This window comes from Pseudomonas sp. NPDC087697 (assembly GCF_044743155.1).
GTDB lineage: Bacteria > Pseudomonadota > Gammaproteobacteria > Pseudomonadales > Pseudomonadaceae > Aquipseudomonas.
In genome coordinates this window covers 1-21,186 of record NZ_JBIUVW010000046.1, presented here as the reverse complement: position 1 = coordinate 21,186, position 21,186 = coordinate 1, and the positions used below count along the sequence as shown (strand labels likewise).

20 protein-coding genes are annotated in these 21,186 nt (G+C 59.2%); 16 read left to right on the top strand and 4 right to left on the bottom strand.

All coding sequences use genetic code 11. From position 1 onward, the window contains the following. Complete coding sequence (locus tag ACIPIN_RS24390; protein ID WP_401123173.1) at nt 1-2,448, bottom strand: acyl-CoA dehydrogenase; 2,448 nt, start codon at nt 2,446-2,448, stop codon at nt 1-3. A gap of 249 nt (nt 2,449-2,697) precedes the next feature. On the opposite strand from ACIPIN_RS24390, the gene ACIPIN_RS24385 reads away from it, so the two are divergent. The 4 genes from ACIPIN_RS24385 (at nt 2,698) to ACIPIN_RS24370 (ending at nt 5,924) form a co-directional block, all read left to right on the top strand. Continuing rightward, nucleotides 2,698-3,357 carry a transglutaminase family protein gene (locus ACIPIN_RS24385; RefSeq protein WP_401123170.1) on the top strand — a complete coding sequence of 220 codons (660 nt, stop codon included), beginning with the start codon at nt 2,698-2,700 and terminating at the stop codon, nt 3,355-3,357. A gap of 101 nt (nt 3,358-3,458) precedes the next feature. Further along, entirely contained in the window at nt 3,459-4,082 is a 624-nt protein-coding gene (locus ACIPIN_RS24380) for a glutathione S-transferase family protein (RefSeq protein WP_401123167.1), read from the top strand. Nucleotides 4,083-4,215: 133 nt separating this feature from the next. After that, nucleotides 4,216-5,148, top strand: a complete 933-nt coding sequence (locus ACIPIN_RS24375) for an ABC transporter ATP-binding protein (protein ID WP_401123164.1) — start codon at nt 4,216-4,218, stop codon at nt 5,146-5,148. Beyond that, nucleotides 5,145-5,924, top strand: coding sequence for an ABC transporter permease (locus tag ACIPIN_RS24370; RefSeq protein WP_019689336.1), 780 nt, complete (start codon nt 5,145-5,147; stop codon nt 5,922-5,924). The genes ACIPIN_RS24375 and ACIPIN_RS24370 overlap by 4 nt, the downstream gene beginning before the upstream one ends. Nucleotides 5,925-6,086: 162 nt before the next feature. On the opposite strand, the gene ACIPIN_RS24365 is transcribed toward ACIPIN_RS24370, so the two are convergent. Beyond that, a complete protein-coding gene (locus tag ACIPIN_RS24365) occupies nt 6,087-6,602 on the bottom strand; it encodes a DUF2062 domain-containing protein (protein WP_401123161.1) in 516 nt (171 codons plus the stop codon). Between the two features lie 135 nt (nt 6,603-6,737). Between ACIPIN_RS24365 and ACIPIN_RS24360 the strand changes: the two genes are divergently transcribed. The 12 genes from ACIPIN_RS24360 to ACIPIN_RS24305 all read left to right on the top strand — a co-directional run bounded on the left by ACIPIN_RS24360 (nt 6,738) and on the right by ACIPIN_RS24305 (nt 17,825). After that, a complete protein-coding gene (locus ACIPIN_RS24360) occupies nt 6,738-8,972 on the top strand; it encodes a DNA internalization-related competence protein ComEC/Rec2 (RefSeq protein ID WP_401123159.1) in 2,235 nt (744 codons plus the stop codon). 110 nt (nt 8,973-9,082) lie between these two features. Continuing rightward, the gene (locus ACIPIN_RS24355) at nt 9,083-9,718 is read left to right on the top strand and encodes a MotA/TolQ/ExbB proton channel family protein (RefSeq protein WP_401123157.1); all 636 of its coding nucleotides are present in this window, start codon (nt 9,083-9,085) and stop codon (nt 9,716-9,718) included. Beyond that, nucleotides 9,715-10,143, top strand: a complete 429-nt coding sequence (locus tag ACIPIN_RS24350; RefSeq protein WP_401123155.1) for an ExbD/TolR family protein — start codon at nt 9,715-9,717, stop codon at nt 10,141-10,143. Before ACIPIN_RS24355 ends, ACIPIN_RS24350 begins: the two co-directional genes overlap by 4 nt. Beyond that, nucleotides 10,143-11,153, top strand: a complete 1,011-nt coding sequence (lpxK, locus tag ACIPIN_RS24345) for a tetraacyldisaccharide 4'-kinase (RefSeq protein ID WP_401123154.1) — start codon at nt 10,143-10,145, stop codon at nt 11,151-11,153. The genes ACIPIN_RS24350 and lpxK overlap by 1 nt, the downstream gene beginning before the upstream one ends. Nucleotides 11,154-11,177: 24 nt before the next feature. Next, entirely contained in the window at nt 11,178-11,363 is a 186-nt protein-coding gene (locus tag ACIPIN_RS24340) for a Trm112 family protein (protein ID WP_011060103.1), read from the top strand. Next, nucleotides 11,360-12,124, top strand: coding sequence for a 3-deoxy-manno-octulosonate cytidylyltransferase (gene kdsB / locus ACIPIN_RS24335; protein ID WP_401123151.1), 765 nt, complete (start codon nt 11,360-11,362; stop codon nt 12,122-12,124). The genes ACIPIN_RS24340 and kdsB overlap by 4 nt, the downstream gene beginning before the upstream one ends. Next, nucleotides 12,124-12,588 (top strand): low molecular weight protein-tyrosine-phosphatase, encoded by a 465-nt coding sequence (locus ACIPIN_RS24330; protein WP_401123149.1) that lies wholly within the window; start codon nt 12,124-12,126, stop codon nt 12,586-12,588. The genes kdsB and ACIPIN_RS24330 overlap by 1 nt, the downstream gene beginning before the upstream one ends. After that, on the top strand, nt 12,585-13,604 hold the full coding sequence (murB, locus tag ACIPIN_RS24325; RefSeq protein ID WP_401123146.1) for a UDP-N-acetylmuramate dehydrogenase: 1,020 nt from the start codon (nt 12,585-12,587) through the stop codon (nt 13,602-13,604). Before ACIPIN_RS24330 ends, murB begins: the two co-directional genes overlap by 4 nt. A gap of 222 nt (nt 13,605-13,826) precedes the next feature. Continuing rightward, nucleotides 13,827-14,411, top strand: a complete 585-nt coding sequence (locus ACIPIN_RS24320) for an NTP transferase domain-containing protein (RefSeq protein ID WP_401123143.1) — start codon at nt 13,827-13,829, stop codon at nt 14,409-14,411. Nucleotides 14,412-14,637: 226 nt separating this feature from the next. After that, nucleotides 14,638-15,999: an acyltransferase gene (locus ACIPIN_RS24315; RefSeq protein ID WP_401123142.1), complete on the top strand. Its 1,362-nt coding sequence runs from the start codon at nt 14,638-14,640 to the stop codon at nt 15,997-15,999. Between the two features lie 12 nt (nt 16,000-16,011). After that, on the top strand, nt 16,012-16,929 hold the full coding sequence (locus ACIPIN_RS24310; RefSeq protein WP_401123140.1) for a DMT family transporter: 918 nt from the start codon (nt 16,012-16,014) through the stop codon (nt 16,927-16,929). After that, the gene (locus ACIPIN_RS24305; protein ID WP_401123137.1) at nt 16,929-17,825 is read left to right on the top strand and encodes a hypothetical protein; all 897 of its coding nucleotides are present in this window, start codon (nt 16,929-16,931) and stop codon (nt 17,823-17,825) included. The genes ACIPIN_RS24310 and ACIPIN_RS24305 overlap by 1 nt, the downstream gene beginning before the upstream one ends. Before the next feature lie 15 nt (nt 17,826-17,840). Here ACIPIN_RS24305 and ACIPIN_RS24300 read toward each other — a convergent pair whose 3' ends face one another. Continuing rightward, complete coding sequence (locus ACIPIN_RS24300; RefSeq protein WP_401123134.1) at nt 17,841-18,740, bottom strand: LysR family transcriptional regulator; 900 nt, start codon at nt 18,738-18,740, stop codon at nt 17,841-17,843. A 257-nt stretch (nt 18,741-18,997) separates the two neighbouring features. Beyond that, nucleotides 18,998-21,186 (bottom strand): ribonuclease E/G (locus tag ACIPIN_RS24295; protein WP_401123132.1); only part of this gene is annotated, 2,189 nt, incomplete at its 5' end.

Sequence of the window (21,186 nt, the reverse complement as noted above, 5' to 3'; positions counted from 1 at the left end):
TTAGCGGGTCTTGCCCTCAGCCAGCTCAAGCTGCTCCTTGGAAAAATCATCGACATCGATCACTTTGCGCCGCGCGACTTCGGCCTCATGCAAAGTATGCGCTTCTGCTGCTTGCAGTACACCGGCCTCCAGGGCGGCGTCGATGACGTGCTCCCCTGCGGCGGGTTTGAACTGCCCACTCTTGAGTGCGATGTGCATTTTTTTCTGCAACGGTTGTGCGGCGCTCAGCAGGTCGCAGGCATGTTGCAGGGCGCCGACCGGGTCCTCGACCGATTGCGGACGGTAGCAACCATCCAGCAACTCTTCCAGCGTCGGGTCGCCTTTGGCGCGGCCAATGACCGCAGCCACCTCGGCACCGAGTTTGTCCGTCGGCCCTTTGTGACGACGACCGAACGGGAACACGATCACCCGCAACAGGCAACCCAGCACCTTGCTCGGGAAGTTGCTCAGTAGTTCATCCAGCGCCCGTTCCGACTGGCCAAGACTCTCTTCCATGGCCCAGGTGAACAGCGGCGCCATGTGCTCCGGCGAATCGAGGTCGTGGTAGCGCTTGAGGGCGGCGGAGGCCAGGTACAGGTTGCTCAGTACATCGCCCAGTCGGGCCGACAGACGTTCGCGACGTTTCAGTTCACCACCCAGCAGCATCATGCTCAGGTCAGCGAGCAGGGCGAATGCCGCGGCCTGACGGTTGAGGGCGCGGAAGTAGCCCTGGCTGAGTTTGTCCCCCGGGACGTGTTCGAAATGCCCCAGGCCGAGGTTCAGCACCAAAGTACTGGCGGCGTTGCTCACGGCGAAACCGATGTGCTTGAGCAGCAGGCCGTCGAACTCCTTCAGTGCCTGGTCCTTGTCTTCACGGCCGGCGAGGGCCATTTCCTTGAGCACAAACGGATGGCAGCGGATCGCGCCTTGACCAAAGATCATCAGGTTGCGCGAAAGGATGTTCGCGCCTTCCACCGTGATGAAGATCGGTGCGCCTTGCCAGCTGCGCCCGAGGTAATTGTTGGGCCCCATGATGATCGCCTTGCCGCCATGCACGTCCATGGCGTGGCTGATGCACTCGCGACCACGTTCGGTGAGGTGATACTTGAGAATCGCCGAAAGCACCGAAGGCTTCTCGCCAAGATCCACCGCGTTGGCGGTGAGCATCCGCGCGGCGTCCATCATCCAGGCGTTGCCGCCGATACGCGCCATGGCTTCCTGAATCCCTTCGAAGGCAGATAGCGGTACGTTGAATTGTTCGCGAACCTGAGCGTACTGGCCGGTCACCAGACTGGTGAACTTGGCCGCGCCGGTGCCGACTGCCGGCAGCGAAATCGAACGCCCGACCGACAGGCAATTCATCAGCATCATCCAGCCTTTGCCGAGCATTTCCTGGCCGCCGATGAGGAATTCCAACGGCACGAATACGTCCTTGCCGGAGTTCGGGCCGTTCATGAACGCGGAGCCGAGGGGCAGGTGGCGTCGGCCGATTTCGACCCCGGCGGTGTCGGTAGGAATCAACGCGAGGCTGATGCCAAGGTCTTCCTCGTCACCCAGCAGATGGTCCGGGTCATAAGCCTTGAACGCCAGGCCGAGCAGGGTAGCGACCGGGCCCAGGGTGATGTAGCGCTTTTCCCAGTTCAGCCGAAGACCCAGGGTTTCCTGGCCTTCCCATTCACCTTTGCAGATCACTCCGGTATCGGGCATGGCGCCCGCATCGGAGCCGGCCAGCGGACCGGTTAGCGCGAAGCAAGGGATATCGTCACCACGCGCCAGGCGTGGCAGGTAATGGTTGCGTTGTTCATCGGTGCCGTAATGCAGCAACAGTTCGGCCGGGCCGAGGGAGTTGGGCACCATCACGGTTGAGGCCAGGTCGCCGCTGCGGGTGGCGAGTTTCATGGCCACTTGCGAGTGGGCGTAGGCGGAAAAGCCCTTGCCACCGAATTCCTTGGGAATGATCAGGGCAAAAAAGCCATTCTGCTTGATATGCGTCCACGCCTCGGCCGGCAGGTCCATCGTCTGGCCGATCTGCCAGTCGCTGACCATGGCACAGAGCTCTTCGGTCGGGCCATCGATGAACGCCTGTTCTTCTTCGCTCAACTGCGCTTTGGGATAGGACAGCAGTTTGTTCCAGTCCGGACGCCCGCTGAACAGCTCGCCATCCCACCAGACGGTGCCGGCATCGATGGCGTCGCGTTCGGTTTGCGACATCGGTGGCAGGGCTTTTTGAAACCAGTTGAACAACGTGGCACTAAAATATTTGCGTCGCAGCTCGGGCAGCAGCAGGGGAGCGGCGACGGCGGCCAGCACGATCCAGAAAATCAGCAACAGCCAGCCTCGTGCATGGCTGAAGGCACCCATCGCCAGCAGGTAGACAGCCACGATACCCAGGACGGGCAGGGGCGCGATGCGGCGGTGAGCCAGCCAGGCAATCCCGACCACCAGAACCAGTATCCACAACAGCAGCATATTCAATCCTCCGTGAAGCCAGGGTCAAAACCACCTTCAGAGCTTAGACGGCATCTGCAAAACAGGGTGGTCAGAGCGATGTGTTTGAAAACGTGGGAAACAGGGGTGAATTTCGTGGGTGGTAGCGCTGACGAACGCGGTAAAAAGCTTCGCTGAGCGTGCGACAAACGCTGATGTTTGGCCGAAACGTCGTTATCTCTGTGCTAGGTCTGTCGCTAGACTCGTGGCTTCCCCAGGAGATTTTTTCTCATGCACGAGTATCTGAGTCCCGGCCGCTTCATCGATAGTGACCACTCTGCGGTGGTGGAGTTCGCGGAACGGCATCGCGGCAACAGCCGTGATCCGATCGAGCAGGCGGTGAGTCTGTACTACGCCGTGCGTGAAGCGGTGCGCTACAACCCGTATACCTTCAGCCGCGATCCCGCGACCTTGTGCGGCAGCTATGCGCTGGTCACTGGCGAAAGCTACTGCGTGCCCAAAGCCACATTGCTGGCCGGTTGTGCGCGGCACTGTGGAATTGCAGCGCGGATCGGCTTGGCGGATGTGCGCAATCACCTGTCGACCCCGCGCTTGATCGAGTTGCTCAAGAGCGACGTGTTCGCCATGCACGGTTACACCGAGCTGTATTTGCAAGGCCGCTGGGTCAAGGCCACGCCGGCGTTCAACCAAAAACTCTGTGAGCTGTTCGATGTGCCGGCGCTGGAGTTCGACGGGATTAACGACAGCGTGTTCCACCCGTTCAATCGTCAGGGACAGCAGTCGATGGAGTACCTGGTCGATCACGGCCAGTTCGCCGATGTACCCGAAGCGCTCTTCTTCGAGTACCTGGAAAAACTCTACCCACATCTATTCAACGATCAGTCGCCGGTAGTGCTCGGTGACATGCAGAGCGATTTGAGTCACACCTGATCCGGCGTAGACTGCCCTAGGGGGCGTTCTCAATTAGTTTCCCCGCCGCGGTGTGGAAACTAATTGAGAACGCCCCCTAATTCATCCATTGAGGAGCGGTCATGCTGAAGATCTGGGGTCGGAAAAATTCGTCGAATGTCAGAAAGGCACTGTGGTGCGCCGAGGAACTCGGGCTGACTTACGAAACGCAGGATGCGGGCGGTGCTTTTGGTGTGGTCGACACGCCGCAATACCGGGCGATGAACCCCAATGGCCGCATCCCGGTGATCGAAGACGACGGTTTTGTGCTGTGGGAGTCCAATACCATCGTGCGTTACCTGGTTGCCCGTCACGCCGCTGATTCGAACTGGTACCTGGCCGATGTGCAGGCCCGGGCGAGCGCTGAAAAGTGGATGGACTGGACCACTTCGTCCTTTGCCGAACCTTTCCGTCATGTGTTCTGGGGCGTGTTGCGCACCCCGGCAGATCAGCAGGATTGGGTCGCGATCAACGCGGCGCAAAAAACCTGCGAACAATTGCTCTCGATGGTCGATCAGGCATTGGCGCAGAAGCCGTATTTGTCCGGCGACGAGATCGGCGTGGGCGATATTCCTCTGGGCAGCTTCATCTATGCCTGGTTCGAGATGCCCATCGAGCGAGCGCCGATGCGCCATCTGGAAGCCTGGTATGCGCGTCTCAAGCAACGTCCGGCCTATCAAAAAGCGGTCATGACCGCGTTGACTTAATACTGACTATCAACACACTTGACTGTACTTGTGCGGCGTCGCCAAGCACCATTGCGTTCTTGCGCCGTGGTTGCATTGCTCGCCGCCCGCCCTTATTTATTCCTGACTTCCCTTCTTGGTGCGTAAATCCGATATGAGTTCTGCTCTGTCCATCCGGCAGCTAACCAAAACCTACGGCAACGGTTTCCAGGCCTTGAGTGGTATCGATCTGGATGTCGCCGAAGGTGACTTTTTCGCCTTGCTCGGCCCAAACGGTGCGGGCAAATCCACAACCATCGGCATTCTCTCGACCCTGGTGAACAAGACCAGCGGAACGGTGAATATCTTTGGCCATGACCTGGACCGCAACCCTGCCGCGCTCAAGCGCTGTATCGGTGTGGTACCGCAGGAATTCAATTTCAACCAGTTTGAAAAGACCTTCGACATTGTCGTGACTCAAGCCGGTTACTACGGTATCCCGCCCAAAGTCGCCAAGGAACGCGCCGAGCAATACCTGACCCAGCTCGGCCTGTGGGACAAGCGCGATGTGCCGTCGCGTTCACTGTCGGGTGGCATGAAGCGTCGTCTGATGATCGCGCGTGCGTTGGTGCATGAACCGCGTCTGTTGATCCTCGACGAACCGACTGCCGGCGTGGACATCGAACTGCGTCGCTCGATGTGGACCTTCCTCACCGAGCTGAACCAGAAAGGCATCACCATCATCCTCACCACGCATTACCTGGAAGAGGCTGAGCAGTTGTGCCGCAACATCGGCATCATCGACCACGGCACGATTGTTGAAAACACCAGCATGCGTAACCTGCTCAGCCAACTGCATGTCGAGACGTTCCTGCTGGACCTGAAGAACGACATGACGGTAGCGCCGCAACTGATCGGCTATCCGAACCGCCTGCTCGACAGCCACACCCTGGAAGTCCAGGTCGACAAGGCCGTTGGCATCACCGCGTTGTTCAGTCAGTTGGCCATGCAGAACATTGAGGTGCTGAGCCTGCGCAACAAAACCAATCGCCTCGAGGAGCTGTTCGTGTCTCTGGTGGAGAAAAATCTGGCGAAGGTGGCCGTATGAGTTCCGAACTGAAACCCAACCTCGTCGCGCTCAATACCATCGTTTATCGTGAGGTCCGGCGCTTTACCCGGATCTGGCCGCAAACGCTGCTGCCGCCGGCCATCACCATGGTTCTGTACTTCGTGATCTTCGGCAATCTGATCGGCCGGCAAATCGGTGATATGGGCGGCTTCACCTATATGGAATACATCGTGCCGGGTCTGATCATGATGTCGGTGATCACCAACGCCTACGGCAACGTGGTCTCGAGCTTCTTCGGCAGCAAATTCCAGCGCTCCATCGAGGAGCTGATGGTTTCACCGGTTTCGCCGCACACCATTCTGATCGGTTACACCGTGGGCGGGGTGCTGCGCGGTCTGGCGGTGGGCGTGATCGTGACGCTGCTTTCGCTGTTCTTCACTCACCTGCAAGTGCACCATTTGGGAATTACCCTGCTGGTGGTGTTGCTGACCGCAACGATTTTCTCGCTGCTGGGCTTCATCAACGCAGTGTTTGCGCGCAACTTCGACGACATTTCGATTATCCCGACGTTCGTGCTGACACCGTTGACCTACCTGGGCGGGGTGTTCTACTCGATCAGCCTGCTGCCACCGTTCTGGCAGACCGTGTCACTGGCCAACCCGGTACTGCACATGGTCAACGCTTTCCGTTACGGCATCCTCGGCGTCTCCGACATCAAGATCAGCATCGCCATTACCTTCATGTTGGTGGCGACAGTGGTGTTGTATATCGGTTGCGCGCGGTTGCTGGTCAGCGGACGCGGGATGCGTACATAACTTTCGGCAAACTCGATCCTTGTGGGAGCGGGCTTGCTCGCGAATACGGACCGACATTCACCGTTGATGTTGACTGTCAGACCGCTTTCGCGAGCAAGCCCGCTCCCACAGGTTCTGCGCCATAACTGACCGGCATCCCCCAAAGGTGCCGTTTTTGCGTTTCTACATCCGGCTTTGCTTGCGCCGCTTCCATTGCCGGCTGACCCACCAGCGCCAGTAGGTCATGGTCAGGCAGTAGGCCAGCGCGCCGAACACCAGGCCAACCACCACCGAGCCCAGCAGAAACGGTTGCCAAAGAGTCGACAACTCACCGCTGATCCATTCCCAGGTCAGCTCATCCGGCAGGCTACGGGCGGGCACATCCATCAGCCAGGCGCCAGTCTGATAGGTGCAGTAAAACACCACGGGCATGGTGATCGGGTTGGTCAGCCAGACCAGACTCACCGCGATCGGAATATTGCCTCGCACCCAAATGGCGAGCATTGCGGCCACCAGCATCTGCAATGGAATCGGTAGAAATGCGGCGAACACTCCGATGGCCATGGCGCGCGCAACCGAATGCCGATTGAGGTGCCAGAGGTTCGGGTCGTGCAGCAGGGTGCCGAGAAAGCGTAAGGATTTGTGTTCCCGGATGCTGGTCGGGTCTGGCATGTAACGTTTGAATAAGCGCCGGGGCATAAGGCTTCTCGGTCAGTTCAAGCGGCAAGTATGCCCGGATTCTACTGAGCGCCAGTTCAGACTTTGTGACAATTAATAAACGCGATCTTTCGTAACCCGGCTAATCCAAGAGGAGGGACTCTCAAGGAAGGACTTATGCGCACAGGGATGTTGGCGCTTGCGCTTGGTCTGTTGGCCTTGCGCTTTTTACCGGTGCTGCCACCGGTCGGGTTACTGCTGTTGCTACCCGTACTGGCATTGATGCTGTTGCCGTTTCGTACGTATCCACTGGCGTTTTTTCTGTTCGGCTTCAGTTGGGCTTGCATAAGTGCGCACTGGGCGCTGGATGATCGTTTGGCATCGGGCCTCGACGGACAAACCCGCTGGGTCGAAGGGCGAGTCGTCGGTTTACCGCAGAATACGCAAGGTGTGGCGCGTTTCGAGTTGGCCGACGGCGAGTCGCGGCGTACAAAATTGCCGAAGTTGATGCGGTTGGCCTGGTATGACGGGCCTGCTGTCAACAGTGGCGAGCGCTGGCGACTGGCGGTGAAATTGAAGCGCCCCACGGGTTTGCTCAATCCGCAGGCCTTTGATTACGACGCCTGGCTATTGGCGCAACGCATCGGCGCCACGGGAAGCGTCAAGGACGGACAGTTGCTCAGACCTGCGCAGTGGGCCTGGCGGGACAGTGTTCGCCAGCGCTTGCTGGCGGTCGATGCTCAGGGCCGCTCGGGGGCGTTGGCGGCGCTGGTGCTGGGCGATGGATCCGGGCTGAGCAGCGAAGACTGGCGTGTGTTGCAAGACACCGGCACCGTCCATTTGTTGGTGATTTCCGGGCAGCACATTGGTTTGCTGGCCGGGATGGTTTATCTGCTGATTGCCGGGTTGGCGCGTTATGGCCTGTGGCCGCAACGTTTGCCCTGGCTGCCGTGGGCCTGCGGCATGGCATTCGCGGCGGCGCTCGGTTATGGGCTGCTGGCCGGTTTTGAGGTGCCGGTGCGCCGGGCCTGCGTGATGATCGGTCTGGTGCTGTTATGGCGCCTGCGGTTCCGCCATCTGGGTGCCTGGTGGCCATTGCTGTTGGCGTTGAATGCGGTGCTGTTGCTTGAGCCGCTGGCGAGTTTGCAGCCGGGGTTCTGGTTGTCGTTTACGGCCGTGGCGGTGCTGGTCTTCACCTTCGGCGGCCGGCTGGGAGCCTGGCGCTGGTGGCAAACCTGGACGCGCGCGCAATGGCTGATCGCGATAGGTTTGTGTCCGTTGCTGCTGATGCTGGGGTTGCCGATCAGTCTCAGTGGTCCGCTGACCAATCTGGTGGCGGTGCCCTGGATCAGCCTGGTGGTGTTGCCCCCGGCCTTGCTGGGGACTTTGCTGCTGCCACTGCCTTATGTCGGTGAGGGACTGTTGTGGCTGGCCGGCGGCCTGCTCGACGTTCTGTTCAGCGGTCTGGCGTTGGTGGCCGGGCAGATACCGGCATGGGTTGCCCCGGTGATTCCGCTCTGGGTCTGGGGGATAAGTGCTTTCGGTGCTTTTCTACTGTTGCTGCCTAATGGCCTGCCCATGCGGTTGTTGGGCTGGCCGATGTTGCTGTTGATGGTATTCCCACCGCTCAGAATCGTTCCCGAGGGTATGGCCGAAGTCTGGCAACTGGACGTCGGGCAAGGCCTGGCCATAGTGGTCCGCACTCGCCATCACACGTTGCTCTACGACGCCGGTCCGCGCTTCGGTGATTACGATCTGGGCGAGCGGGTGGTGTTGCCGTCGTTGCGCAAGCTCGGTGTGCGCAAGCTGGAGGTGATGCTGATCAGTCACGCCGACGCCGATCACGCCGGTGGTGCGCGCTCGGTTTCAAACGGATTGCCGGTGACGCAGGTGCTCAGCGGTGATCCTGAAGCGCTGCCGGCCGAGTTGCACGCGCAAGCCTGTGAGAGCGGTCAACGCTGGGAGTGGGACGGTGTGAGTTTTACGCTTTGGCAATGGTCCGAGGCGAGCGAAAGCAACCAGAAATCCTGTGTCCTGCAGATCGAAGCCAACGGCGAGCGTCTGCTGTTAACCGGCGACATTGACGCTCGGGCCGAGCAAGCGTTGCTGGAAAGTCCGCTGGCGGTCGCGACCGACTGGCTACAGGCGCCGCATCACGGTAGTCGCAGTTCGTCGTCGATGGCCTTTCTCACGGCGCTGGCACCCAAGGCCGTGTTGATTTCTCGCGGGCACGACAATTCGTTCGGCCATCCCCATCCTCAAGTGATGGCGCGTTATCGCCGGTTGGGCATGCAGGTGTATGACAGCGCCGAGCAAGGCGCCTTGCGTTTTCGTCTGGGGGCGTTCGAGGCGCCCGAGTCATTGCGCCAGCAACTACGTTTCTGGCGCGATTTGCCGTCCGTCAGCCAATAACCACCAGTCATCAGCGCGGCGCGCCATGCGACACACGGTCTGCGGTGTGCCGGGCCTCTATGTCGAGTCTGTATGTTAAAGTGGCGCACTTTTTCGAGGGGACTGTCACTGTGTGGGAATTGGTCAAATCCGGCGGCTGGATGATGCTGCCGATCATTCTGAGTTCCATTGCTGCATTGGGCATCGTCGCTGAGCGTCTGTGGACCCTGCGGGCCAGCCGTGTAACCCCGGAGCACTTGCTCGGGCAGGTCTGGGTCTGGATCAAGGACAAGCAACTCAATAAAGAAAAACTCAAGGAACTGCGCGCCAACTCGCCGCTGGGCGAGATCCTCGCGGCAGGTCTGGCCAACTCCAAACATGGTCGCGAGATCATGAAAGAGTGCATCGAAGAGGCCGCTGCCCGGGTGATCCACGAGCTGGAGCGCTATATCAATGCGCTGGGCACCATCGCCGCCATGGCGCCGTTGCTGGGTTTGCTGGGCACGGTGTTGGGCATGATCGATATCTTCAGTTCGTTCATGGGCACGGGCATGACGACCAACGCCGCAGTGCTGGCCGGCGGTATTTCCAAAGCCTTGATCACCACGGCTTCGGGCCTGATCGTCGGTATCCCGTCGGTGTTCTTCCACCGGTTTCTGCAACGGCGCATCGATGAGCTCGTCGTGGGTATGGAGCAGGAAGCCATCAAGCTGGTTGAAGTAGTGCAGGGCGACCGTGACGTTGATCTGGCCGGGGACAAAGCGTGAAATTCCGCCGCAAGCAACGGGAGAACGTGGACATCAACCTCGTGTCGCTGATCGACGTGGTGTTTGTCCTGCTGCTGTTTTTCGTCGTGACCACCACCTTTACCCGTGAAACCCAACTGCGCGTCGACCTGCCGGAAGCCGTCAGCGGATCGCCCGCCGAAGACCAGCAGATCAAGCAACTGGACATCGCCATCAGCGCCGAGGGGGTGTTTTCGGTCAACAATCAGTTGTTGCCGAAGAACGATCTGGCCAGCCTGATCGACGCCTTGACGAAAGAGTCCAATGGCGACACCCATTTGCCGCTGTCCATCAGCGCCGATGGCAAGACCCAGCATCAGGCGGTCATCACCGCGATGGATGCCGCGGGCAAGCTGGGTTTCACGCATTTGCGCATGACCACCGTCGAGGCGGCGCCGACGCCCTGATGGCCATGTCCGATCGTTTGCTCGCCGCCTGGTACGCCGGTCATCCGGCGCTGAAACTATTGCAGCCACTGGAATGGCTGTACCGGCGCGTGGTCACGGCCAAGCGCGAACGGTTTCTGGCCGGTGAGGGTGAGATCTACCAGTCGCCGGTGCCGCTGATCGTGGTCGGTAACATTACTGTCGGCGGTACCGGCAAGACGCCGTTGATTCTGTGGATGATCGAACATTGTCAGCGTAGCGGCCTGCGGGTTGGCGTGGTCAGTCGTGGTTATGGCGCCAAACCGCCGCAATTGCCCTGGCGGGTCGAAGCTGCGCAGAGCGCAGCCATCGCTGGCGACGAACCGCTGTTGATCGTTCAGCGCACGGGCGTGTCGTTGATGATTGACCCGGATCGCAGTCGCGCCGTACAGGCACTGCTGGCCGCTGAACCGCTGGATCTGATTCTGTCTGACGATGGCATGCAGCATTACCGTCTGGCACGCGATCTTGAGCTGGTGCTGATCGATGCCGCGCGCGGACTCGGCAATAAACGCTGCCTGCCGGCGGGCCCTCTGCGTGAGCCGGTCGAACGCCTGCAAAGTGTTGATGCGCTGCTCTACAACGGCGCCACGGCAGATCGAGACGACGGCTTTGCCTTCCAGCTGCAACCGACCGCGCTGGTCAACCTGCTGACGGGCGAGCGCCGCTCGCTTGAGCATTTCCCCGCTGGCCAGGCCCTGCACGCGGTGGCCGGAATCGGTAATCCGCAACGTTTCTTCAGCACCCTTGAAACGCTACACTGGCAGCCTGTTGCACATGCTTTTGCCGACCACGCCGAGTACAGCGCGGCGGCCTTGAATTTCACGCCGTCACTGCCGTTGGTGATGACCGAGAAGGATGCGGTGAAATGCCGACCCTTCGCGGCCGCTGACTGGTGGTATCTGGCGGTCGATGCTGCGCCATCACCGGCCTTTGTGGCCTGGTTCGATACGCAGTTGATGCGGCTGTTGCCCGCGCGTCTTTTGCCTTAAAACGCTTTTATCCAGGGAATGCTCATGGACACCAAACTGCTCGACATCCTCGCTTGCCCGATCTGCAAAGGTCCGCTCAAGCTCAGCGCTGATAAAACCGAGCTGATCAGTAAAGGCGCCGGTCTGGCTTATCCGATTCGTGATGGCATTCCAGTAATGCTCGAAAGCGAAGCGCGCACCCTGACGACAGAAGAGCGTCTGGATAAATGAGCACTGCTTTCACCGTCGTGATTCCGTCGCGTTTTGCTTCCACCCGTCTGCCGGGCAAGCCGCTGCAAATGATTGCCGGCAAGCCGATGATCCAGCACGTTTGGGAACAGGCGAGCAAAAGCAGCGCGCAACGGGTGGTGGTCGCCACTGACGATGCGCGCATTGTCGAGGCCTGCAAGGCATTTGGCGCTGAAGTGGTGATGACCCGCGAGGACCATAACTCCGGCACCGATCGTCTGGCTGAAGTCGCTACCCAACTGGGTCTGGCGCCGGACGCTATCGTGGTCAACGTGCAAGGCGACGAGCCGTTGATTCCACCAAGCGTGATCGATCAGGTCGCAGCCAACCTGGCGGCCCATACCGACGCGCGTATGGCGACCCTGGCCGAGCCGATCGAAGATGTTGAAACCCTGTTCAATCCTAACGTGGTCAAAGTTGTCAGCGACCTGAACGGCCTGGCGCTGACTTTCAGTCGTGCGACCTTGCCGTGGGCGCGAGACGATTTCGCCAAGAGCCGCGAGCAATTGCCAGTCGGTGTACCGTACCGTCGGCACATTGGCATCTATGCCTATCGCGCCGGGTTCCTGCATGACTTCGTCAGCTGGGGCCCGTGCTGGCTGGAAAACACCGAGAGCCTGGAGCAGCTGCGTGCGCTCTGGCACGGCGTGCGAATTCACGTCGCCGATGCGCTGATTGCACCACCTCCGGGCGTCGACACGGCAGAAGACCTCGAGCGCGTTCGTCGCCTGCTGGAGGCCTGATGCGGGTTCTGTTCGTCTGCCTGGGCAACATCTGCCGTTCACCCACGGCTGAAGGTGTACTGCGGCACAAACTGCGTGAAGCCGGTTTGGCCGATCAGGTCGAAGTGGCTTCTGCCGGCACCGGTGACTGGCACGTCGGCAAGGCGCCGGACAAACGCAGTCAGGCTGCTGCCCTGCGCCGTGGTTATGACCTGTCCGCGCAGCGTGCCCAACAAGTCACACGCGCCGACTTCTCCAGCTATGACCTGATTCTTGCCATGGACCAGAGCAACCTGCGCAACCTCAAGGCATTGCAACCGGCCAAGGGCAGGGCGGAGCTGGATTTGTTTCTGCGTCGCTATGAATCGAGCGTGGATGAAGTTCCGGATCCTTATTACGACGGCGATCAAGGTTTCGAGCAGGTGCTGGACCTGATCGAGCGCGCCAGCGATTTGCTGGTGATTGAATTGAAGGGACGCTTATGACTTTGCACCTGCAATCGCAGGTTTCGCTGAAGCCGTTCAACAGCTTTGGCGTAGACGTTCGCGCGCAATTGTTCGCCGAAGCCCACAGCGATACCGATGTGCGCGAGGCACTGGCTTACTCGGCCGCGCACGCCGTGCCGCTGTTGGTAATCGGTGGTGGCAGCAACCTGTTGCTGACCGCAGACATCCCGGCGCTGGTACTGCGCATGGCCACCCGTGGTATCCGAGTATTGAGCGACAACGGCAGTCAGGTGGTGATCGAGGCCGAGGCCGGTGAAAGCTGGCATCCGTTCGTTCAGTGGACACTGGCGCAGGGCCTGTCGGGCCTTGAGAACCTCAGCCTGATCCCCGGCACGGTCGGTGCCGCGCCGATGCAGAACATCGGTGCCTATGGGGTCGAGATCAAGGACGTGTTCGCCGGTTTGACCGCGCTGGACCGCCAGACCGGCGAGCTGCGGGATTTCACCCTGGCCGAGTGCAACTTTGCCTACCGCGACAGTCTGTTCAAGCAGCAAGTCGGCCGCTGGCTGATCCTGCGAGTACGTTTTGCTCTGGACCGAGTCGAGCATTTGCATCTGGAATACGGGCCGGTTCGTCAGCGCCTGACCGAGCAAGGCATTGATCATCCAACCGCGACCGATGTCAGTCAGGCGATTTGCAGCATTCGCAATGAGAAGCTCCCCGACCCGGCAGTGCTCGGCAATGCTGGCAGCTTCTTCAAGAACCCATTGGTGTCGGCGGGATTGGCAGCCGATATCCGCCTTGCTCATCCGGGGCTGATCGGTTATCCACAAGCGGACGGTCGGGTCAAACTGGCGGCCGGTTGGTTGATCGAGCAGGCGGGCTGGAAGGGCTTTCGTGACGGCGACGCCGGCGTGCATCGGTTGCAGTCGCTGGTGCTGGTCAACTACGGCACGGCCACCGGGCTTGAGCTGCTCAAGCTGGCACAGCGCATTCAGAAAGACATCGCCGAACGCTTCAATGTCGAGCTGGAAATGGAGCCGAATCAGTATTGAGCTACGCTCCTCTGCTGAATCCAGTGCCCTGCACACCTACCTAGGTTGCAGGGCTTTTTTGTTAATGTTGAGTTAACTCAGCCTCCAGACGATGCAAGCATTTGCTCCATAACCACAGAACTATGCGGGCGTGCCCATGATTACCCTGAAGCTCAATGGTCAAGATCACCAACTCGACGTCGCGCTGAGCCAGAAGAAGCCTTCGCTGGCGAAGGCTGACTCATGAACGTGGGCGCGATCATTCTCGCGGCAGGGCAGGGCAGTCGTTATCGACAAATGGCCGGTGCCGATCAGGACAAGTTGCTGGCGATGTGTGAAGGGCGCGACGGCATTGTGCGGCCGGTGATCGAACAGGTGCTGCGCAATTTGCCAGGTGGCGTTGAGGCGCGGTTGCTGGTGACGACGCCGGATCGTCCAGAGATCGCACGGCTGGCCCAGTCTTATGGCTGCCAGGTGCTGCTGTTGGCGTCGGCGGGCATGGGTGACAGCATTGCGGCGGCAGTTGCTGCATGTCCTGCGCTTGATGGCTGGTTGGTGGTGTTGGGGGATATGCCATTTATCTTGCCGTCGAGTATTGAGCGGGTTGTTGAGGGGATTGAGGTCGATACCATCAGTGTGCCCGTGCAGGACGGCGAGTTTGGGCATCCGGTGGGGTTTGGACGTTCGTTTGGCACAGCGCTGATGGCGTTGTCCGGTGATCGCGGGGCGAAGCCGCTGTTTGCGTCGGCGAAAGTCGTTGAGGTGGCGGTGGACGATCCCGGGGTGTTGTGGGATGTGGATTTGCCGGTCGCGCTGGTCTTTCAATAATCGTCGTTTGATCGGTTGCCTCGCGGGCAGGGGCCAGGCCCCCCCGGCTTCTATAGAGCGATACTGAACTCTGCCCCTTCTTCTGCCCATTCGTATTTATCGATGGGTGTCAGATATAAAACTCGTTATTCATTCGCTTTTATCCGACATACGATCTTGTTGCGTGCGGCGTTTACTGTTGCGGTGAATGCCCAGTTAGTACTCATCAAGAAAATAAAGAGCCTACATGATAAAGCATTATATGGATGCGTCGGTCAGTGTCAGTCCTGTTGAACTGGATAGTGAAGTTCAGGAGTTGGGCGCATTGGAGCGGGCGTTAAGTTCCGCCGATGTTTATCAGCCGGTTCCCCGTTATGTCAAAACACTGCGCCAACTCAGGAAGGCTTCTCAAACGATCAATGGTCACCGTGACGAGATTAAGTTCGGTGTTACATTTGGTGAACACTTGCAAGTGCTATCTGATGACTTCGGTTTGTCAAAGGATCACTTTTCTGTCAATACCAGTGGCTCGCCATTGATTGTCAAGGAGCAGGTCGGGGAACACCTGATTTCTCCCACTCACTTTGAAAACGGTGCGTATTTCAGCCACCCCCATGCGGATCATCAACTCGATCACTCGGCGGATGAGTTGCCTTCGATCAAGATTGGCCAGTATGTGCGTTTTGGTCGTAATGCCGCAGTCAACGCCGGCGGCGATGTGGATATTGGCGACGGTGTCTGGCTGTCGCCGGGCAGTCAGTTGCTGCGTCAGGACCATGATCCTTATGGCCGGCTTTCCATCGGCTCGCGGACCGTCGCGATGACGCGCCTTCCACCAGTGAGGTTGTGCGATTATGCATGGGTCGGGCGTGAAGCTATCGTGGGCTGGAACGCGGATTACCTGGGCAAGGCTAGCATCGTCGGGATCCGCTCCTTTCTCAATACCTGGGTCGGCGACTATTCCATCGTTGGCGACCAGGGGAAAATCCTGCAATACCTGCCGTTCAAGGCTCACCTCATGGAAACGTATCAGCCGTCGATCGAGCAGACGCTGCAAGTCAGCGATTGGGCCGCGATCAATTCGGACTGGTTGATGAAGTACCGTGACACCCCGAAGCGCGAGATACCGCCATTGTCGGCATCCCTGGCGGAGTATCTAGGCACGCCGGGCAAGAAGTCCGTGTTGCTGATTGCGCCGACCGATAACGCCCAGCTTCAAGCGTTCGCCCGGCACAGTCTCGATGTCATCTCCACTACCCGGCAGCAGTTTGCTCACCACTTGCAGTGGGCGCAGGACCACGGCCACAAGCAGCTCAGACTGCGCGCCGACCTGGATTTTTCGAGGCTGCCGTTTGCCTCGGCCGGCGACTTTCACTATCGCCGTCGATTGGGTTATTCACTGATTGTCTCAAACAGTTCGCCTGTCGAAGCCGAGCCTTGCCGGGTCTATGTCAATGAACTGGCCCGGGTGTTGGCGCCAGAGGCACTTATGTTGGTGCCCATCACTGATGTGTTGCAGGTGCAATGGTCTGTGTATCAAGACGCGTTCCATCTGCAGGGGGAAGTCGAGTTCGACGGCGCCTCTTTTATGTTAATGAAGAAGATCTAACGGGGGGTGCCAATGCCGTACTTACTACTTTCACTCGCTGCCGTGTTCTGGGGCGGTAATTATGTCGTCGGGAAGTTGATGGTGGTGGATGTTGATCCCGTGCTGCTGTCGCAACTTCGATGGCTGATTACCAGTGCATTACTGCTGCTGATTAACTATAAGGCCGTGGTCGGAAGTTTGCCGGCTGCGCGTAAGTCATGGTTAACCCTGGTGATGTTGGCGGTCTGTGGGCAAGTTATATTTCCGCTGACTTTGTATATAGGTTTGCAATACACCAGTTCTTTGAATGCGGCGATTTACCTGTCGGCTACGCCGTGCCTGGTACTGGCCCTCAATCGTTTCGTTTTCGGTGATTTTATATCCAGGTCGAACATGCTTGGGGTGGTCATCAGTACGGTCGGTGTGTTCTGGCTGGTGACCATGGGGCACCTTTCCGATTTGAGTTTTCTGGAGGGCTTCAACAAAGGCGATTTCTGGACCATGGCCTCGGCCGCCAGTTGGGCTGTCTATTGTTCCTTTCTGCGGACAAAGCCCAAAACCATCGCCGGCAATGCATTCGTGACGTATTGCGCGGTGGTGGGGGCGCTGTGCCTGATTCCGTTCAGCCTGGGGGTTTGGGTCTTGCATCCTGATTTAACCTTCAACTTGGGGCAGGGCGCTGCACCCTGGCTCGGTCTGGCGTATCTGGTGATCTTCCCGTCCTGGCTGTCGTACTTGTTCTGGAGCAAAGGCATCGGTGAAATCGGTGCCACTCGTGGCGAGATCTTCACTCATCTGGTGCCGCTGTCCGGGGGGCTGTTCAGTATTGTGTTCCTGGACGTACAACTGCACGCCTATCACCTGGTCAGTCTGGTGCTGATTGTGTTTGGGGTGATCCTCTGTTCCATTAAGCGACGGGCACCGATTGCGCTACGCACGGAGGCCGCGTGATGGACAGAATCATCGATTCGGTCGATCGCCACGGCGTTCGGTGGGTGGGTCTTGTGCAGGGCAAGGGGGCATCGGTTGCGGTCTGGCAGGTCGCAGATGTCGAGACCTCCCAGGCGTTGGCCGTGCGGTTCATGCGCAGCAAGCAATCCTGGGAGCGCTTCAAGAACGGCTTGTCCCTTGTTGCGGTGCCGCTTGAGGCGCTTTCATCGATGACCTTTAACGTGCCGATGCGGCCCGTTCAGGATGCTGTATGCATGGTGAGCGGTTTCGGTTACACGCACCGCTCGGTCAATGGTCTGCCCATGCCTGAGCGGTCCTCCCCGGACTGGTACTACAAAGGCAATGGCAAAGGGCTGGTAGCTGCTTCCCGGGCGATCAAATCGCCGTGTCATGCCAGTGGGGCGGGAGTCGAGATCGAGTATGCCTGTGTGTACCTCATCGACGACTGCCGAAACCCGCGCTATATCGGCTACACCTTGGCAGTGGATTTCTCTGACCCGGTGCTGCGTCACACTCAACCCGGGCTGGCCGGTCTTTCCAAGTTGCGCAATACCGCGTTGTGCCACGAACTGGTGATCGCTGAACCACCGTGCCATTCGGTGGTGAGGAGTTCGATTGTCCGGCGTGGAGAAACCGTGTGGGACAAACAGTCGCTATTGGGGCTCGATCAGTTGATGTTTGCCAAAAGCGAACTCGAAGCCCTGCTGTTCCAGCATGAAGAGCTCTGCGAGCCTGGTACGGTTCACTATGTTTTGCTCGGCGCTTCATTAAGTACCGACAAGGATGCCTTTGAATTGCAGCACGGTGATGTCATTCAGGCGAGCAGCCAAGAGGAGGGGCTGCAACTGTCCAACCTTTTCGAGGATGAGGTGGTGCGTCAATCGTGTAACTGCTGACGAGTGCCCGGCCTGTTATATCGCTGTTGCCGTCAGCGGTAAGCGGGTCGGCTTTTCGAAGTCGAGCACCCATTGCGCCAATGCCCTGGGGGCAGGTTTGCCGGGGTGATCGAAATACACGAATTCAGTGGTCAGCGAGGCATATGAACCACTCAGAAAATAAGTCTGCACCTGTTCACTGCGGCAGCACGAGTCGACCAGTGATAAAGGCACCAGGGCGACGCCCACGCCGTTGATCACATTTGAAAACAACAGCGGATAAGAGCCGCACTCGATGATCTTTTCCGGGGTGATGTTGCCCATCATAAACAGTTCGTCGAGATTACGTTGTGAAGCGCTGCGCCGGCTGTTGACGAGGAATACTTGACCGCTGAACGCTTTCAAGTCCTGGATGGCGGGCTGTGTCGCACTGTAGATCAGGGCCAGCGGATCGTTGAACAGTGTCACCCGGCGATAATGCGCAGGCGCAAAGCCGGCGCCGACAATTACCGCGTCGAGTTTGCCGGCCTCAAGATCCTTGAGCAGTGACTGTGTGTTACCAATGCTGACATCCACTGCCAGGCCGTCGGGATTGGCAACGATGCTTTGCAGCAGGTTCTGGCGAGTAATGGTGAGGTTTTCGATGACCCCCAAGCGAACTCGTGTTTCGGTTTTTGCCTGATTCAGGCTGGATTGAGCGCGAGCAACCAGTTCGAGGATTTGTGAGGCGTAGGAATAGAGTTCCTTGCCTTGAGCCGTCATCGTGATGCCGCGACCGGAGCGTTCGAACAACTTGGTATCGAGCCGTGATTCGAGTGTCTTGATTCGGAAGGAAATACTGGATTGAGCGCGGTTTAACCTGATCGCTGCCTGCGTGACGCTTCCATAGTCAACAATCGCTTTGAAAGCGTCCAGTTCAGCAATTTCCATAGTCATGCACTCTTTACTCCATAACGGACCGAAGGCTTTCGGGCCGTGGCAGGGTTTGCTTTTAGCCCTGCAACCGCTCTATTCTGCACGTTGCGCGGTTATTTCGTAATACTTTCTTACAAATATTAAACGAGTGTTTAGCCAGGAGCACAGGAGCTTCGGCAATAAGCCGTTGCCAAACCTCGACGGGGTGTCGGTATTTACAGGCGAAAAAAAAAGCCCCGCCTGGATCACCAGGCGGGGCTTTTTAGTGGCTGATGGAATCAGGCGAGGGGTTTAGGCTCGTGCTCTTTTTCCTGGACCTCAGGTTTTTGCTCTACCACTTCTTCGACGGAACGCAGGGTTTCGTCGATGGTTGGGGCAGCAGGCTCGGCGCTCACTTCAGCGGCCGGGGCAGGGGCTGCCTCGACGACTTCAGCAACAACCGGAGCCGGTTCGGCAGCAACAACCGGTGCAGCAGCGGCAGCCAGTTCGGCTTCCTTCTGCAGAAGCTCGGCTTCACGTTTGCGGCGACGCACTTCCCGTGGGTCGTTCGGCGCACGACCACTTTCGGTCAGGGCGCTGACAGGCGCTGCTTCGACAACCGGTGCAACCACTTCGGCAACAACCGGTGCTTCAACCACCGGAGCAGGCTCGGCAGCAACAACTACTGGAGCAACCACTTCAGCGACTGGCGCTGGAGCTTCGACGGCTGCAGTCTCTGCAATCCAGTTGAACGCGGTTTGCTCTTCGCGAACCTCAGGTGCTTTTTCAGCGGCCGGGGCTTCAACCACAGGCTCGACAGCGATTACTGGCTGTTGTTGTTCTGCAACAACGGCTGGTTCAACAGCTGCGTGAACTTCAGGCTGTGCTTCACGAACGGGAGCCACTTCTACGGCAGGAGCGACTGGCGCTTCGACCGGGGTAGTAGCTTCCACGACTGGCGCTTCAACCTGAGTAACTTCCTGAGCAGCTTCTTCAGTCACGGCAGCAGTAGCGCGTTCAGCTTGCTGGTGAGCCTGGGCCTCAGCTGGAGCGCTGATCACAGTGCTGGCAACAGCAGCAGTAACGGCCAGGCCGGCAGCCAGTTCAGCGCCTGTTGGCTCTTCGCTGGTTTCGGACTCTTCCGAGCCTTCGATTACGTTACCGTTGGCATCGCGTTGACGCTCGCGACGGTTGCTGCGACGACGCTGACCACGGGAGCGGCGGCGTGGACGATCGCCTTCGGCGTTCTCCTGACCCTCTTCCAACAGTTGCTCTTCGTTGGTCGGCAGTTCTTCTTCGGTTACCGCAGCAGCCTGTTCAGCGCGTGGTTGACGCTCTTCACGCGGTGGACGTGGCGCGCGTTCTTCACGTGGCTGGCGAGCTGGACGCTCTTCAGCAACGGCAGTAGCAGCGGCGGCAGTAGCAGCAGCTGGCGCGGCATCCAGAGGTTCACGCAGTTCACGAACCGGGCGCTCTTCACGCTCGCCACGTGGCTTGCGATCTTCACGAGGAGCACGTGGTGCGCGTTCTTCACGCGGTGGGCGCGGTGCGCGTTCTTCGCGAGCGACTGCTGGAGTCTCTTCGCGGGCTTCGCGTGGTTGACGCTCTTCACGCGGCTCGCGTGGTGCGCGTTCTTCACGAGGGGCACGTTCTTCGCGCGGCTTGCGTTCTTCATCGCGGCGACCGTTACGGTTGCGGCTCTGTTGACGGCCGTTGCGGCGCTCTTCGTTGCGTGCCGGACGTTCGGTGGCTGGCTTTTCAACCACAACCGGAGCAGCAGGCTCTTCCTTGGTGGCGAACAGGCTGACCAGCGACTTCACCAGGCCTTTGAACAGGCTTGGCTCAGGAGCTACGGCCGGAGCAGCAACCGGGGCGGCAGCGACTTCGGTCGGAACCGGAGCGTTGGCACGGGCTGGAGCGGTTTTCACGGCAGCTTCCTGGCGAACCAGGGTGCGAGTGGCGGCAGCCGGTTGAACTTCTTCCACTTCAGCAGCGGCAGCAGCGATTTCGTAGCTGGACTGGTTGATGTGGGCTTCCGGGCTGTCATCGCGCAGACGCTGAACTTCGAAGTGTGGCGTTTCGAGGTGATCGTTCGGCAGGATGACGATGCGCGCACGAGTGCGCAGTTCGATCTTGGTGATCGAGTTGCGTTTCTCGTTAAGCAGGAACGCAGCGACCGGAATCGGCACTTGTGCGCGAACTTCGGCGGTGCGGTCTTTCAGGGCTTCTTCTTCGATCAGGCGCAGGATCGCCAGCGACAGCGATTCAACGTCACGGATGATGCCGGTGCCGTTGCAGCGAGGGCAGACGATGCCGCTGCTTTCGCCCAGCGATGGACGCAGGCGCTGACGGGACATTTCCAGCAGGCCGAAGCGCGAGATGCGACCGACTTGCACGCGAGCGCGGTCGGCTTCCAGGCATTCGCGGACTTTCTCTTCCACGGCGCGCTGGTTCTTGGCAGGGGTCATGTCGATGAAGTCGATGACGA

What these genes read in the sequence shown, in the direction of transcription:
- ACIPIN_RS24320 (WP_401123143.1), top strand. Translation starts at nt 13,827, where the DNA reads ATGAACGTGGGCGCGATCATTCTCGCGGCAGGGCAGGGCAGTCGTTAT.
- ACIPIN_RS24375 (WP_401123164.1), top strand. Translation starts at nt 4,216, where the DNA reads ATGAGTTCTGCTCTGTCCATCCGGCAGCTAACCAAAACCTACGGCAAC.
- ACIPIN_RS24380 (WP_401123167.1), top strand. Translation starts at nt 3,459, where the DNA reads ATGCTGAAGATCTGGGGTCGGAAAAATTCGTCGAATGTCAGAAAGGCA.
- ACIPIN_RS24390 (WP_401123173.1), bottom strand. Translation starts at nt 2,448, where the DNA reads ATGCTGCTGTTGTGGATACTGGTTCTGGTGGTCGGGATTGCCTGGCTG.
- kdsB (WP_401123151.1), top strand. Translation starts at nt 11,360, where the DNA reads ATGAGCACTGCTTTCACCGTCGTGATTCCGTCGCGTTTTGCTTCCACC.
- ACIPIN_RS24360 (WP_401123159.1), top strand. Translation starts at nt 6,738, where the DNA reads ATGCGCACAGGGATGTTGGCGCTTGCGCTTGGTCTGTTGGCCTTGCGC.
- ACIPIN_RS24365 (WP_401123161.1), bottom strand. Translation starts at nt 6,602, where the DNA reads ATGCCCCGGCGCTTATTCAAACGTTACATGCCAGACCCGACCAGCATC.
- murB (WP_401123146.1), top strand. Translation starts at nt 12,585, where the DNA reads ATGACTTTGCACCTGCAATCGCAGGTTTCGCTGAAGCCGTTCAACAGC.
- ACIPIN_RS24305 (WP_401123137.1), top strand. Translation starts at nt 16,929, where the DNA reads ATGGACAGAATCATCGATTCGGTCGATCGCCACGGCGTTCGGTGGGTG.
- ACIPIN_RS24300 (WP_401123134.1), bottom strand. Translation starts at nt 18,740, where the DNA reads ATGACTATGGAAATTGCTGAACTGGACGCTTTCAAAGCGATTGTTGAC.
- lpxK (WP_401123154.1), top strand. Translation starts at nt 10,143, where the DNA reads ATGGCCATGTCCGATCGTTTGCTCGCCGCCTGGTACGCCGGTCATCCG.
- ACIPIN_RS24330 (WP_401123149.1), top strand. Translation starts at nt 12,124, where the DNA reads ATGCGGGTTCTGTTCGTCTGCCTGGGCAACATCTGCCGTTCACCCACG.
- ACIPIN_RS24385 (WP_401123170.1), top strand. Translation starts at nt 2,698, where the DNA reads ATGCACGAGTATCTGAGTCCCGGCCGCTTCATCGATAGTGACCACTCT.
- ACIPIN_RS24370 (WP_019689336.1), top strand. Translation starts at nt 5,145, where the DNA reads ATGAGTTCCGAACTGAAACCCAACCTCGTCGCGCTCAATACCATCGTT.
- ACIPIN_RS24340 (WP_011060103.1), top strand. Translation starts at nt 11,178, where the DNA reads ATGGACACCAAACTGCTCGACATCCTCGCTTGCCCGATCTGCAAAGGT.
- ACIPIN_RS24315 (WP_401123142.1), top strand. Translation starts at nt 14,638, where the DNA reads ATGATAAAGCATTATATGGATGCGTCGGTCAGTGTCAGTCCTGTTGAA.
- ACIPIN_RS24310 (WP_401123140.1), top strand. Translation starts at nt 16,012, where the DNA reads ATGCCGTACTTACTACTTTCACTCGCTGCCGTGTTCTGGGGCGGTAAT.